General features: G+C 46.0%; 13 protein-coding genes. 11 read left to right on the top strand and 2 right to left on the bottom strand.

What is annotated here, in order from left to right; all coding sequences use genetic code 11:
* The first annotated feature begins 158 nt into the window (after positions 1–158).
* The 8 genes from thrS (at position 159) to NFR62_RS02285 (ending at position 10,036) form a co-directional block, all read left to right on the top strand.
* Entirely contained in the window at positions 159–2,120 is a 1,962-nt protein-coding gene (gene thrS, locus NFR62_RS02320; RefSeq protein ID WP_251613170.1) for a threonine--tRNA ligase, read from the top strand.
* 201 nt (positions 2,121–2,321) lie between these two features.
* Positions 2,322–2,813 (top strand): translation initiation factor IF-3, encoded by a 492-nt coding sequence (infC, locus tag NFR62_RS02315; protein WP_251613167.1) that lies wholly within the window; start codon positions 2,322–2,324, stop codon positions 2,811–2,813.
* 20 nt (positions 2,814–2,833) lie between these two features.
* Complete coding sequence (gene rpmI, locus NFR62_RS02310; protein WP_251613165.1) at positions 2,834–3,031, top strand: 50S ribosomal protein L35; 198 nt, start codon at positions 2,834–2,836, stop codon at positions 3,029–3,031.
* A 16-nt stretch (positions 3,032–3,047) separates the two neighbouring features.
* Positions 3,048–3,407 carry a 50S ribosomal protein L20 gene (gene rplT, locus NFR62_RS02305; protein ID WP_275556876.1) on the top strand — a complete coding sequence of 120 codons (360 nt, stop codon included), beginning with the start codon at positions 3,048–3,050 and terminating at the stop codon, positions 3,405–3,407.
* 36 nt (positions 3,408–3,443) lie between these two features.
* Entirely contained in the window at positions 3,444–4,190 is a 747-nt protein-coding gene (locus NFR62_RS02300; RefSeq protein WP_251613160.1) for a TrmH family RNA methyltransferase, read from the top strand.
* A gap of 21 nt (positions 4,191–4,211) precedes the next feature.
* Entirely contained in the window at positions 4,212–4,955 is a 744-nt protein-coding gene (locus tag NFR62_RS02295) for a YebC/PmpR family DNA-binding transcriptional regulator (RefSeq protein ID WP_251613156.1), read from the top strand.
* On the top strand, positions 4,955–6,190 hold the full coding sequence (locus tag NFR62_RS02290) for a glutamate-5-semialdehyde dehydrogenase (protein WP_251613153.1): 1,236 nt from the start codon (positions 4,955–4,957) through the stop codon (positions 6,188–6,190). Before NFR62_RS02295 ends, NFR62_RS02290 begins: the two co-directional genes overlap by 1 nt.
* Positions 6,191–6,448: 258 nt before the next feature.
* Complete coding sequence (locus NFR62_RS02285; RefSeq protein ID WP_251613150.1) at positions 6,449–10,036, top strand: M60 family metallopeptidase; 3,588 nt, start codon at positions 6,449–6,451, stop codon at positions 10,034–10,036.
* 65 nt (positions 10,037–10,101) lie between these two features.
* Here NFR62_RS02285 and argH read toward each other — a convergent pair whose 3' ends face one another.
* Both argH and NFR62_RS02275 read right to left on the bottom strand, forming a co-directional pair.
* Positions 10,102–11,475, bottom strand: coding sequence for an argininosuccinate lyase (argH, locus tag NFR62_RS02280; RefSeq protein WP_251613147.1), 1,374 nt, complete (start codon positions 11,473–11,475; stop codon positions 10,102–10,104).
* A 14-nt stretch (positions 11,476–11,489) separates the two neighbouring features.
* Positions 11,490–12,701 carry an argininosuccinate synthase gene (locus NFR62_RS02275; RefSeq protein WP_251613132.1) on the bottom strand — a complete coding sequence of 404 codons (1,212 nt, stop codon included), beginning with the start codon at positions 12,699–12,701 and terminating at the stop codon, positions 11,490–11,492.
* A gap of 103 nt (positions 12,702–12,804) precedes the next feature.
* On the opposite strand from NFR62_RS02275, the gene ruvC reads away from it, so the two are divergent.
* The 3 genes from ruvC (at position 12,805) to ruvB (ending at position 15,000) form a co-directional block, all read left to right on the top strand.
* The gene (gene ruvC / locus NFR62_RS02270) at positions 12,805–13,296 is read left to right on the top strand and encodes a crossover junction endodeoxyribonuclease RuvC (RefSeq protein ID WP_251613130.1); all 492 of its coding nucleotides are present in this window, start codon (positions 12,805–12,807) and stop codon (positions 13,294–13,296) included.
* 13 nt (positions 13,297–13,309) lie between these two features.
* On the top strand, positions 13,310–13,894 hold the full coding sequence (ruvA, locus tag NFR62_RS02265) for a Holliday junction branch migration protein RuvA (RefSeq protein WP_251613127.1): 585 nt from the start codon (positions 13,310–13,312) through the stop codon (positions 13,892–13,894).
* A gap of 71 nt (positions 13,895–13,965) precedes the next feature.
* Positions 13,966–15,000 carry a Holliday junction branch migration DNA helicase RuvB gene (ruvB, locus tag NFR62_RS02260; protein WP_251613124.1) on the top strand — a complete coding sequence of 345 codons (1,035 nt, stop codon included), beginning with the start codon at positions 13,966–13,968 and terminating at the stop codon, positions 14,998–15,000.
* The last annotated feature ends 7 nt before the right edge of the window (positions 15,001–15,007 follow it).

Below are 15,007 nucleotides of genomic sequence, written 5' to 3'. Positions count from 1 at the left end.
AAAAGAGTAGTCGGATTCGAAACCGCCGCAGTAGGAAAGCGTATGCGGACGCAATTCCGCGTATTGAGGTTGCTTTTTGCAACGAACGAAGGTGGAACCACGAATAAAACTCGTCCTTCGGCTGTTATGCCGAAGGATTTTTTTTGAGGAGAACAAATATGAAAATCAAAATCACATTGAAAGACGGTAACGTTATCGAAGCCGAATCGGGCATATCGGCGGCGGATGCGGCAGCGTTGATTAGCGAAGGACTTGCTCGCGTCGCGCTTGCGGCAAAAGTGAACGGCGAGCTTATAGGGCTTAACGAGAAACTCGACTCCGATTGCGAATTGCAAATTCTTACTTTTAAAGACGAAGAAGGTCGGGAAGTTTACCGCCATACTACGGCGCATATTTTGGCGCAGGCAGTTAAAAATATTTATCCCACAGCAAAGCTTGCGATAGGACCGGCTGTTAAAAACGGATTTTACTACGATTTCGATTTCGAAGAACCCATTACGCAAGCTGATTTCGAAAAAATAGAAAAGGAAATGCAGGCTATCGTTAAAGCCGATTTTCAGATAGAAAAAAAAGTTGTTACAAGGAAACAGGCTCTAACTCAAATGAAAGGCTTCGATGAGCCGTATAAAATCGAACTTATAGACGATTTGCCTAAGGACGCGCAAATAACGTTGTTTAAGCAGGGCGGTTTTACCGATTTGTGTCGCGGACCTCATTTGCCGAGCACGGGAAAAGTTAAAAACTTTAAATTGACTCAAATTGCGGGCGCATATTGGCGCGGCAACGAGAAAAATAAAATGCTTACGCGCATTTACGGCACCGCTTTCGAAAAAAAATCCGAACTTAACGAATATATCGAGCGTATGGAAGAGGCTAAGCGCCGCGACCATAACAAACTCGGGCGCGATTTGGGTATTTTTATGACGAGTGACGTTGTGGGGCAAGGGCTTCCTATTCTTATGCCCAAAGGCGCTAAAATATTGCAGGTTTTGCAAAGGTTCGTTGAAGACGAAGAAGCGAAGCGCGGTTTTATGATTACCCGCACTCCCAACATGGCGAAATCAGACCTCTATAAAATATCGGGGCACTGGGCGCATTACCGCGACAAAATGTTTGTTTTGGGCGAGGTTGACGAGCATGGCGAAGCCGCTAAAAAGGACGAGGAAATCATGGCTTTGCGTCCTATGACTTGCCCGTTTCAATATCAGATTTATAAAAACGGTTTAAAGTCTTACCGCGACCTTCCTTGCAGATATTCCGAAACCGCCACCGAATTCAGAAACGAGGCTTCGGGCGAAATGCACGGTCTTATTCGCGTGAGGCAATTCACTCTCTCGGACGGGCACATTATATGCACGAAAGAACAGGTGGAAGAAGAATTCAAAGGGTGCCTCGATTTAACGTATTATCTTTTGGATTGTCTCGGAATGCGAAACGACGTAACGTACAGATTTTCCAAACGCGGCAATGTTAAATCCGATAAATACATTGATAACGACGAGGCGTGGAATTCCACCGAAGCGATGATGAAAACCATACTCGACGATTTAAAGTTGCAATATGTGGAAGCCGACGACGAAGCGGCTTTCTACGGACCTAAGCTCGACATACAGGGAACTAACGTATACGGGAAGGAAGACACCCTTTTCACAATTCAGTTGGATTTTGCGGCAGGCGAAAGCTTTGACATGCAATATGTGGACGCCGACGGCGTAAAACGCACGCCTTACGTTATTCACCGCAGTTCGATAGGTTGCTACGAGAGAACTCTCGCAATGCTTATAGAAAAATATGCGGGGGCTTTCCCGTTGTGGTTCAGCCCTACGCAGGTGCGCGTGCTGTCGCTTACTCAGCGCAACGCCGAAAAAGCGGATGAAATTACGGCAAGACTGTTAAGAGCCGGCATACGCGCCGAGTCTGACAACCGAAACGAAAAAATCGGTTACAAAATCCGCGAAGCTCAAATGGAAAAAATCCCGTATATGCTTATAATAGGCGATAAAGAAGCTGAAAACGATTGCGTTTCCGTTCGCTCGCGCGGAGCGGGGGACTTAGGGCAAATGAAGTTTACCGAACTTCTTGAAAAACTCTTGGAAGAAATAGACAAAAAGGTGTGCTGAACGGTTGACTTTTTGTTAAAGTAGTTGTATACTGTTTTTATAGAAAGCAAACGGAATTCCGTTTCACCGGCCGACTTGCGTCGCGCCGCGTTCATAAAACAGCGTAACCGTAAAATTTTGTTATGTGTTTTAGAGCGGAAGTTTGCTTTCGCTCTAATTTTTTTGTGGAGGAATACGATTATCAATCTCAGAGACGTTGAGTTGAACGACAGAATTTGCGACCGTGAAGTCCGCGTGATAGACGACGACAATACCCAACTCGGTATAATGTCGGCTGCGGAAGCAAATCGCATAGCCGATTCCAAAAATCTCGACCTTGTAAAAATCAGCCCCAACGCGACACCGCCCGTTTGCAAAATAATGGATTTCGGCAAGTTCAAGTTCGAAATGCAAAAGCGTGAAAAAGACGCGCGCAAGAATCAAAAAGTCACCGAGCTTAAAGAAGTTTGGCTTTCTATGACGATAGACACTCACGACCTTGAAACCAAAGCGAAAGCGGCGCAAAAGTTTTTGCGCAACGGCGACAAAGTTAAAGTTTCCATTCGCATGAGAGGACGCCAACAGGCGCACGCCGCTTTGGGCGTTGAAGTTATGCACGATTTTTATAAAATCGTAGAACAAGACTCTGTAATCGACAAACAGCCCACAACTGAGGGTAGAAACATCCTCATGATTTTATCACCTAAAAAATAACTTTATCGGAGGAATATATTATGCCAAAAATGAAAAGTCACAGCGGCGCGAAAAAGCGTTTTCGCGTAACCGCTTCGGGTCGCGTTAAGCGCGCCCAGCAAGGAAAGAATCATATTCTTACAAAAAAATCCCGCAAACGCAAGGATTCGCTCCGTCAGGGAGCTTACATGGCGTCGAACAAAGAAGCTCGCACCATAAAGTCTATGATTCAGAAGTAAGTAGGAGGTAGCATGAATTATGAGAATTAAAAGAGCAGTAAACGCAGTTAAAAAGCGTAGAAAAATAATGAAGCTGTCCAAAGGTTACTTTGGCTCGAAATCGCGTTCGTACCGTATCGCGCGCGAAGCGGTTATGAAATCGCAAATGTACGCGTTTATAGGTCGCAGACTTAAAAAGCGCGACTTCCGCAAATTGTGGATAGCGAGAATAAACGCTGCCGCGAGAATGAACGGAATGTCGTACAGCACGTTTATGCACGGTCTTAAAGTTTCGGGAATAAACCTTAACCGCAAGGTGCTTGCCGATATTGCAGTTAAAGACGCCGCAGGCTTTAAGGCTTTGGCTGAAACCGCGCAAAAAGCGGTAGCGCAGTAATTTTCGGGGTGCCGCTTTGCGGCGCCCTTTTTATATATGGTTCAAACGTCTATAAGTTCAAAAACGAACGCTCTTGTAAAAAAGTTGAGAAAACTTGCCGACCGAAAGTACCGAACGGAATACGGCGAATATATTGCGGAAGGCAAGCGCTGGATTGCGGACGCTAAGCGGTTGTGTCCTCAAAACGTGTTGGCGGTAATTTCTTCGCGCTCGGCTTTCGACGGCTCGGCGGATGTTGTGCTCGATGATTCTATTTTTGACGAGTTGTCCTTTACGGAAAACAATCAGGGCATAATGGCGCTTATGAAAATACCCGACAATACGGACGACTTTTCAGGCAATTACTGCTTGTTTCTCGACAGAGTGCGCGACCCCGGCAATATGGGAGCGATAATTCGAACGGCGTGCGCTGCGGGCTATGCCGACATTATTTTGCGCGATTGCGTAGACGTGTATAATCCTAAGGTGATTCGCAGTTCAATGACTGGAGTGCTCGGAGTGAAATTTCACTATGCCGATACGCTTGCGAGTATTGCCGAACGCGATTATGTTACCGTAGGCGCAGTTCTCGGCGGAAAAGACGCGTTCGCCGCAGAATTTAATTTTAAAAAAGTTTGTTTGGTAATCGGAAACGAGGCGGACGGAATAAGCGAAACCGTTTTGCGCGACTGCGTCGAAAAGGTTACCATTCCCATGCGCGACGGTATGGAGTCGTTAAACGCCGCCGTGAGCGCGGGAATACTTATGTACAATTTTAAATATATGAAAAACTCAATACGTTAAACGGAAAAGGAGATACAGTTTATGTCCGGACACAGTAAGTGGGCTACCATTAAAAGAGCTAAGGGAAAGACCGACGCCGCGAGAGCCAACGTTTTTACGAAAATAGGCAGAGAACTTGCGGTTGCGGTTAAGGCGGGAGGTCCCGACCCCAACAATAACGCAAAACTCAGAGACGTAATTTCGAAAGCGAAAGCGGCGAACATGCCGAACGACAATATTACTCGCAGCATTAAAAAGGCGAGCGGAGAACTCGGAAGCATCAACTACGATTCCATTACTTACGAGGGATACGGAGTTGGCGGCGTTGCCGTTATAGTTGAAACTCTTACCGACAATAAAAACCGTACTGCGGGAGACGTCCGCCATATTTTCGATAAATGCGGCGGTTCTATGGGCACTACGGGTTGCGTTTCGTATTTGTTCGAAACTCGCGGTGTGCTTGCGGTGGAAAAAAAGCCGACCGATGACGACGACGAAATGATGATGCTTGCTCTTGACTGCGGAGCCGACGATTTTAACGTTGAGGACGGCATGTACGAAATTTTGACTACGCCCGCCGATTTTTCGTCGGTGCGCGAAAGTCTCGAATCGAAAGGAGTTGTTTTCGTTAAGAGCGAAATCGAAAAAATTCCTTCTAATTATATAACGGTTGACGATGCGGCTATGCCCAAACTGCAACGCATGCTCGATATGTTCGACGAAAACGACGACGTTCAAAACGTTTATCACAACGCCGACCTTCCCGAAGAAGAGGAAGAAGAATAATGACGGTTAAAGAGATTTGCAGTAAGGCGAAAGAAAACGCTTCTTTCGTTGCGCTTGCCTCTACCGAAGAAAAAAACAAAATGCTTGCGTTGGCTGCCGGAGCTATATTAAAAGCCGAAAACGAAATTTTGCAAGCTAACTCTGCCGACGTTGCAGCGTGCGAACGTCCGCCGCATTTTACCGACAGACTTATGCTTAACCGTGCTCGGCTCGAAGAAATGGCGGACGGGTTGAAAAAGTTAATTGACTTGCCCGACCCCGTAGGAGAAACGGTTGAAGAGTGGGTGAACGACAGCGGCTTGAACATTAAAAAAGTTCGCGTGCCTCTCGGAGTAATCGGAATAATTTACGAAGCGCGTCCTAACGTTACCGCCGATGCTGCGGGGCTTTGCATAAAGTCGGGCAATGCGGTGGTTTTGCGCGGAAGCGGGGAAGCATACCGCTCGAATAAAGCCGTTGTAGAGGCTATAAAGGCAAGTTTAAAAGCGAACGGCTATAATCCCGAATTTATTCAACTTGTAGACGATACGAGCCGTGCGGGGGCTGAAACGCTTATGCAGTGTCGCGAAAGCGTAGACGTGCTTATTCCTCGCGGTTCGGCGGCTTTAATCCGCGCTGTGGTGGAAAAATCAACAGTGCCTGTTATAGAGACGGGGGCGGGAAATTGCCACGCTTACATTGAAAAGAACGCCGACATCGAGAAAGCTTTGCCAATAATTTTGAACGGCAAATTGCAGCGTCCGAGCGTGTGCAACGCGTTGGAGAGTTTAGTTATAGACGAAGCCGTTGCGGGCAATTTTTTGCCTGTTGTGCTCGGAGCGTTAAAAGATGCGGGTGTGCAAGTAGTGGGGTGCGAAAAGGCGCGCCGAATATGTCCGTTTGTGGGCGTCGCGTCCGACGAAGACTACTTTACAGAATTTCTATCGCTTAAAATATCGGTTAAAGTAGTGTCGGGACTGAGGGAAGCTTGCGAACATATCAACCGACATTCAACAAAACACAGCGAGGTAATTATTACCGAGAGCAAAGAAGCCGCCGATTATTTTACTTCGCATATAGACAGCGCCGCCGTGTATGTGAACGCTTCCACGCGGTTTACCGACGGTTTTCAATTCGGGTTCGGAGCCGAAATGGGAATCTCAACTCAAAAGCTTCACGCGCGCGGACCTTTGGGATTGAAACAGCTTACGAGCGAAAAATATGTGATATGCGGTAACGGTCAAATCCGAAAATAGCCGAAAATGTTATTGCGTCTTTCTTTCCAAAAGAAGAGAGACGTTTTTTTATGTGACAAATGCCATAAAAAGATTACTATGCTTGTCATAGTATGGTGTTTTTAAAGCGTTTTCCGCAAATATGTGTTCAATACCGTATAAGAGCGCATATATTGAGAATAAGCATATAGCGAAATAAATTGACTTTTTTTCGGCGGTTTGCTAAAATAGCTCCGTTATTTAATATATACAGTTAAATATAATCGGCAAGGAGAGGTTATGCAAAACAAGCGAATCGATTTTGTTGCATGCAAGCGCGGTACATTTTTTATGAAAACGGGCGCGGTTTTTTTAATGTGCTTGTTGCTTGCGGTGTTTTCTTGTTTGTGCGGCTGCGGGCGCAGTTCGCAAGAAAAAGACCCGAGCGATTTTACCGTTCCCGACGAAGTAATTAAAGAGCCCGAACTTGAAAAATTTGAAAGCGAGCATAAAACCGTTACGAGAGCGGGATATTCGGCTGAATATCTCGGCACTGTCGAGCGTAAAATACCCGTCGAAAGTAAAGACGGCGGTCTTGTGAAAGACGGTGTTATTGCGCAGTATCCCGTATACGACCATACGCTTAGCCTTACGGCAGAACAAAAAAACGCGATAATAAGCGAAAGTTGGAGTTTGTGTTCGGTTAATACCCGTGTCGGTTCCGACGGCTATCCCAAAAATACGTTTGATAAAATGGATGCGGACGGCAGACTTTACCTTAACGGCGAGGATACCGGCAAAACATTATATAAACACACTTCGGCGGCGCAAATGTATCGCGGCGACGTGTCGCCCGACGAGCCGGGCATTGTTAAGAAAATTTCCGTTTTGCCGCGTAGCTACGGTTACAGCGTTACGGGCGTATATGCGCCCGCAGGCGAGGTAATTAAAATACAAATCAGCGAAAAAGACATGACGGCTACAGGCGGAATTGTAATTCACATCGGGCAAGCTCTTTATAATGCAAAAGCGAACAATATTTGGGCGCAACGCAATATAAACCGTATGCCCGTAATTCTAAACACAATGGTTGTTAACACCAACACGGCAACTCTTGAAAACGGAGTATACACGGCGTATGTCGGCTCATTTCTCGGAGGTCCCGTTTATGTGCGCAATAATAATCGCACGGGATTTTCGGTAACGGTTTCGGGCGGCGTAAGATATTCGCATTTTATTTTGGGATATACAACGCCCGAAGAGTTTGCCGAAAATGAAAAATCTTCGGCGCCTTATTTCGATTTGGAAGTGTGGGATAGCGGAGTTTTACATTCGGGACCCGCCATAAACGCAAAAGGTTTAAGTTACGAAGATTTATACAAAGTTGCCGTATACTGGGATAAAGTTGCTCTCGTTTCCACTCAGGTATCCACTCAGGGAATAGTGTTTTTGTACGACCCCTTTGTAGCGGCCGGCGCGGCTGTTGCGTTTCCCGGTCAGCAGTCGGTGAATTGCCCTTCCGGCTGGATGAGAAATTCGCTTAACTATAACGGTCTTGTTACGTCGGGCGCATGGGGCAACATGCACGAATACAACCATAATTTTCAAAGCGGTTGGGGAATTCCCGGTGGCGGAGAAGTTACCAACAACGCGCTAACTCTTGTGGAATACAGTTTGTTCACTAAGATTTCCGCCGCTCGAACATACGGAGGCGGAAGCGACGGAATGGGCGGATGGAACCGCTACACGAATGCTTCGTGGGCTCTGTATCAAACGTTGAACGGCACCGAAAACTTTTTGCGCGTTTACGCCACCTTGTTGCACAATTTCGGTCAGGAGCCGTTTATGAGCGCTATAAGGCTGCAAAGAAGCGGTTTCGGTCAAAGTTATGCGGGCTACTATAAAGCGTTGAGTGAAGCTACTCACAACGATATGACGTATTTCTTTAACGACGTCCTTAACGCTAATTTAGACGTAGCGCTCACGAATTCGTATGCCGAGAAAAACTATTCCAAATTCGTGCCCGTAGCTTCGGTTTATCAAACGGGCAGAAGTTACATGTACGACGGAGAAAAACGTTACACTCAAACTATGAGACCGTACGTTATTCCTTACGGAGAAAAGTTCGAGGCAAATTTATCAAAATATGTTCAAAACGGATTGAATATAAGCGGCGGCATAGTGTTGCCCGACGAATTTACGCACAGAGTAAAAAACGTTACGCAGCCCGAACACGGTTCCGTTTCTTGGAATGCCGACACTAAAATTTTAACTTACACGCCCGATACCGCTGCCGCCTGTTCGGGAAAAATTTTCGTTACTCTCGAAATAACAAAAAACGACGGCGCATACGGCGTTGACGATGTGGATTTGGTTTTTGAGTTCGAGCAATCGCATGAAAAGAACAAGACGATTTTGGAAAGAAAAATATATACTTTCGATTCCGATAAATATGATAGCGCCGTTTCGGCGTTTGAAAGCGATTACGAAGGTTACACGGATTTAGAGGAAATAGATAGCGTAAACAAAGTTCAAAACAGCAATAGCGACGTGTGGCTTTCGGAATTTCCGGGCGAGCACAAGATTATGGAGGTTAGCGGAAAAATATATATAGACGAGCTGGGAAAATACAGAATAGCTTTTCGCGGTAGGTGGAATTGCGCGCTCTATCTTTCGTTCGACGAAGGTAAAACGTTCGAGAAAGCCGCTACTATAGTTAAATCGGATAATGGCAACGGTTTTAATACCAACAATTCCGAAACATTTATGGATTGCACGTTAGACGGCGATAAATGGGTGTATTTCAAAGAAATTATGCTTGTTGAAAAGCACGGCGGAACGCTGAGCTTTTTCGGGCTGGGTTTCGGAAAATTCGAAACGCAGGGAACTATAGACGAAGAGGGGAATATTATAGACGCCGCAGGTAATAAGCTTCCCGCAGGCAGCGTATTGCCTGAAACCGTTTCGGTAAAATATGCGAGCGCATACAGAAACGACTACGAGTTTTCAACCGACGAATTCGTTACGGATTATTTCTATACGCGAAATTACTCATATAGCTATAATGACACTAAGCAAATAGACACGAATCAAACGCTTGTCAGCGTTGTGAATTTTACTGCGGCAGCGAGCAGATTAGACGCCGAAGGGAATATTATTTACGACTATAAAATAGAAAATCTTTTCGACGGAAACCCCGACACGAACATTCACTCCCAAAATGTGATTACCGAAAGCAATCCTTTCGAAATAACCGTAGATTTGGGTAAAACGGTTAAAGCGAACAGAATGACGCTTTACGGCAATACTCATCCTGCGGGAATGCAAAACCTGCAAATACCCGTAGACTTTGCGCTTTACGGAAGTTTGGACGGAACCGAGTTTTTTGCTCTCGGCGAATATACCAATCAAAGACATGTGAATTCAAATATAACCGTATCTTTCGACGAAGCCGAATTTAGGTTTTATAAGCTTACGGTTACTCGCACAAATCCAAAATATATAGCTTTAAACGCCATAGGTTTTACTTACGAGGTGTCTTACCCGAACGGTAAAATTATATCGCCGGACAGCGAATTTTTGGAGTATTGCGGCGCGTGGAACGTAAAACATACGGCGTCCACTTACGGGCATGTTTACGAAAGCAACGGAAACGCAATGCTGTCGTTTGAGTTTGAAGGGAAACGAGTGGGCATAATTTCGGCGAATCCGCTCGGCGGTAATATAGAAGTGATTATAGACGGCGAGAAAGCGGAAAGCGTGGAATTGAAAGAAGATTTGGCGGTTTCCCGCGCGGTATATATTTCTTCGGAGCTTTCAAGCGGCAAGCACGAAGTTATTATAGTGTGCTCTGGCAATGCCAATATAGATTCGCTTGTAGTTTGGTAAGCGTGTAAAAACTAAAATAGAGTCGAAACATTTGTTTCGACTCTATTTGTTTATTTAAGATTTTATTAAAGCGTTTGAAGCGTTTTTCGTATTTTGGCGATACGGTTTTCGACCGCCTTTTTCGACGGTCCGCCCACAGCTTTTCTTGCTGCGACAAGGTCGGGAATACACACCGTTTTTAATATGTCTTTTTCGAAAATTTCGGAAAAGCTTTTGTATTCGTCAATGTCGAGAGCGTCGAGCGTTTTGCCGTTTTCGCAACAGTATCTTACGAGGCGTCCAACAATTTTGTGAGCGTCGCGGAACGGAACTCCTTTTTTAACAAGATAGTCGGCGCAATCGGTTGCCGCCGTATAGCCGCCGCCCGCGCCTTTACCCATAACGTCGGTATTGAATTTAAGAGAGGGCAAAAGAGCGTTAAAAATGGCGAGGCACATTTTAACCGTATCTTCGCAATCGAAAACGGCTTCTTTATCTTCTTGCATATCTTTGTTGTAGGCAAGCGGAAGCCCTTTCATAACTGTAAGCAACGAAATGAGGTCTCCGTATACGCGCCCCGTTTTGCCGCGAATCAGCTCGTTCATATCGGGATTTTTCTTTTGCGGCATTATGCTCGAGCCTGTGCTGAATTCGTCGCTTAGCGTAACGAAACCGAATTCGTCGGTAGCCCAATATATGAATTCCTCGTTAAACCGCGAAAGGTGCATGGCTAAAATGGAACAGCAAGCCGCAAATTCGATTGCGAAATCGCGGTCGGAAACGCCGTCGAGAGAATTTTGTGTTATTTTCGGAAATTCGAGAAGTTGAGCCACGCGATTGCGGTTAATAGGATACGAAGTTGTTGTGCAGGCTCCGCTTCCGAGCGGCATAACGTTTACGCGTTTGCGGCAATCGAGCAGTCGCTCGGCGTCGCGCAAGAACATTTCGCAATAAGCGCCCAAATGGTGGGCGAGAGTGGTGGGTTGCGCTTTTTGCATGTGGGTATAGGCGGGCATATAAGTTTCGGTATGTTTTTCGGATATGTCGCAAAGAGTGGCGATTACTTCTTTTAACAGCTCTGTAATTTCCGAAATTGCGTCGCGCATGTATAAACGTATGTCGAGAGCAACTTGGTCGTTGCGTGAACGCCCTGTATGTAATTTTTTGCCCGTTTGCCCTAATCTTTTGGTGAGTTCCTCTTCCACGAACATGTGAATGTCTTCGGCGTCGGCAATTTTCAGTTTGCCGTTTTTAATATCGTAGAATATGTCCGAGAGAGTGTGACAAATGCTTTCCGCCTCATTTTTAGGAATTATGCCGCATTCGCCGAGCATGGTTGCGTGAGCTATGCTTCCGATAATGTCATGTTTATAAAGCCGTTTGTCTACGGGAAGCGAACGGTTGAATAAATCCGCTTGCTCGTTTAGCGAGGACGCGAAACGTCCGGACCACATTTTCATTATGTTGCGCCTCTTTATTTTTTGTCGTTCTTTTTGAGCATTTTCGCGCGCACTTTAAGCGGCAGTCCGAAAAGATTTATAAATCCCGCCGAATCTTTTTGGTCGTATACTTCGTCGGCGCCGAATGTTGCAATGTCCTCGTCGTATAAAGAGTAGGGCGATTTCACACCCGCGCCCGTTATATTGCCCTTAAAGAGTTTTAAGCGCACCGTGCCGCTCACGGTTTCTTGCGTTGAGTCTACAAACGCACTGAGAGCCTCGCGCAGCGGAGTAAACCAGTTGCCGTCGTAAACGAGCTCCGCAAATCGTATAGCCACTTGTTCTTTGTAGTGGAATGTGGCGCGGTCGAGCGTCAGTTCTTCAAGGTTGTGGTGCGCCGCATATAAAATAGAACCTGCGGGGTTTTCGTAAACTCCGCGCGATTTCATGCCTACCAAACGGTTCTCAACCATGTCGCATACGCCTACACCGTGTTTTGCGCCGATTGCGTTCAGCGTTTCCAAAATCTTGACGGGCGAAAGCTTTTTGCCGTTTACAGCTACGGGAACGCCTTTTTCAAATTCAATTTCCACATATTCGGCAATATCGGGAGTTTTGGAAATGGGATTGCTTATTAGCAACATTTCATCTTTCGGCTCATTCCAAGGGTCTTCGAGGTCGCTGCCTTCGTGGGAAAGATGCCATATATTCCGGTCCATAGAATAGGGGTGTTTTTTGGAAACGGGCACGTCGAGTCCGCGCTCTTCGGCATAAGCGATTTCTTCCTCTCGCGACTTAATATTCCACACGCGCCACGGGGCGATAATTTTCATATCGGGGCTAAGCGCCTTTATGGAAAGCTCGAACCTAACTTGGTCGTTGCCTTTTCCCGTGCAACCGTGACATATAGCTGCGGCACCTTCGCGTTCGGCAATTTCTACCAAACGTTTGGCTATAACGGGGCGAGCAAAACTTGTTCCCAACAGATATTTTCCTTCATATACCGCGCTCGCTTTAAGGGTGGGGAACACATAGTCGCGCACAAATTCTTCGGTTAGGTCTTCTATAAAAATTTTTGATGCGCCGCTTTTAATCGCCTTTTCGTTTAGCGGAGCAAGTTCTTCGCCTTGTCCTACGTCGGCGGCAACAGCAATTACTTCGCAATCGTAATTTTCTTTAAGCCACGGAATTATTATAGTGGTATCAAGTCCGCCCGAGTACGCAAGTACAATTTTCATTTTTTTCATTATTAGCTCCTTAATGCGTCAATTGCTTGACTTTAATCTAAAATAATACTATATTTATAATAATACATTTCGACGAATTTAGCAAGAAAAACAGGAGCATATTTTGATAATTTTAGGAATAGACCCCGGTTATGCCACAATAGGCTACGGAGTAATATCCAAAGACGGCGGCAATCTGTCGGCGGTGGATTACGGCGTAATTCAAACCCCTAAGGAGGAGAGTATTCCCGTAAGGCTTGCCATGCTCGACGACGCTTTAACCGCTATAATACAAAAATTCAAGCCTGACGCAATATCGGTTGAGGAACTCTTTTTTAACACCAACATAACTACGGGTATAAAAGTGGCGCAGGCTCGCGGAGTTATATTACTGTGCGCTATCAAAAAATGCGGTAGGTTATACGAATATACGCCGCTTCAAATCAAACAGGCTTTAACCGGAAACGGAAGGGCTGAAAAACATCAAATACAGTTTATGGTGAAAGCTCTTTTAAAACTTGATAAAATACCAAAACCTGACGACGTTGCGGACGCTTTGGCCGCAGCCGTATGCCATGCTCATTTCGGCGAGTACGCGCACAGAGTTCTTAATTAGCGAGGAATGAAACATGTATAATTATATAAAAGGAACCTATGTTTTCGCGGGAGAGAACTATGTTGTTGTGGAATCGGGCGGCATAGGTTACGAACTTTATGCGAGCGGCGACACAATGCAACGGCTTGGCAAAATAGGCGACGAGTGCAAAATATATTGCTATTTAAACGTGAAAGAAGACGAAATGAGTTTGTTTGGATTTGCCACGCAAGCCGAAAAGGATTTCTTTATTAAGTTGATTAACGTGTCGGGAATCGGTTGTAAAATGGCTATTTCAATACTCGGCAGCGGTAGTTTGTCTGACATAATTTTAGCGATTACAACAGCCGACGTTGCAAAACTCGGAAAAATCAAGGGTATAGGAAAGAAAACTGCCGAGCGCATGGTTTTGGAACTACGCGACAAGCTTGCTCCGGGTAGCGAATCTGTTTTTGCGGGCGCGTTGCAATCGAACGTTTCCGTTCCCGCAAACGGCGAGGCTGTGGAAGCGTTGATGTCGTTAGGGTACACTCGGCAAGAAGCGACGGCGGCAGTCGCGCGGGTTGAAAAGGCGGGGCTGAGCACCGAAGAGATTGTGCTTGCCGCTTTAAAAGGGTAAAAGTTCGAACGCGATTAACGCGTCGCCGCGTTTTCGAAACGTTTTGCGGTAGGAGGTTTACGGGTTACAAAATGGATGAAGAAAGATTTATTACAAGCACAAAAACTGCGGACGACGGCGCTCTTGACGTAACACTGCGCCCTAAAACGTTGAACGAATATGTTGGGCAAGATAAAATTAAAAGCAACCTCAAAGTGTTTATAGAAGCGAGCAAAAAGAGAAAAGAGGCGCTCGACCATGTGCTTTTATACGGACCTCCCGGACTTGGAAAGACTACTTTGTCTCACATAATAGCTTCAGAGCTTGGTGTTCAGCTTCGCATAACAAGCGGACCGTCTATAGAGAGAGCGGGCGACTTAGCTGCAATTTTAACGAATTTGAATGAAAACGACGTTTTATTCGTGGACGAAATCCATAGGCTTAACAGAGCAGTGGAAGAAGTTCTGTATCCCGCTATGGAAGACTATGCGCTCGATATAGTTATAGGAAAGGGACCGTCGGCACGGAGTATGAGACTGAATTTGCCGCATTTTACTTTAATCGGCGCAACAACCAGAGCGGGAATGCTTACGGGACCGTTGCGCGACAGGTTCGGAGTTATATGCAGGCTTGAGATGTATTCTCCCGAAGAACTTGCCGTGATTGTTGGCAGGAGCGCCGAAATATTAAAAATCAAACTTTCGCGCGATGCGGCGATTGAAATTGCGGGGCGTTCGCGCGGTACGCCGCGTATTGCAAACCGATTACTTAAACGCGTGCGCGATTTTGCGGAAGTTGAGCAGAACGGAAAGGTTGACACCGCTTTATGCAAACGCGCTCTCGAACTTCTCGAGGTGGACGAGTTGGGGCTCGACTTTAACGACAGAAAGTATTTGAGCGCCGTTATAGAAAAATTCGGAGGCGGACCTGTGGGGCTCGATACGGTGGCGTCGGCGATAAACGAGGAATCCGTTACAATAGAAGACGTGGTGGAACCGTATTTGTTGCAGCTCGGATTTATAGCACGCACTCCGCGAGGTCGGGTATGTTTGCCCGCCGCATACAAGCATTTGGGAATAGCTCAGAACAACCTGAATTCCGGACAGATTTCGTTGCCTCTTGAATAAAATATAG

It is taken from the genome of Pumilibacter muris (genome assembly GCF_943193045.1).
GTDB classification, from domain to species: Bacteria; Bacillota; Clostridia; order Christensenellales; family Pumilibacteraceae; genus Pumilibacter; species Pumilibacter muris.
This window is presented reverse-complemented; position numbering and strand designations above follow the sequence as displayed.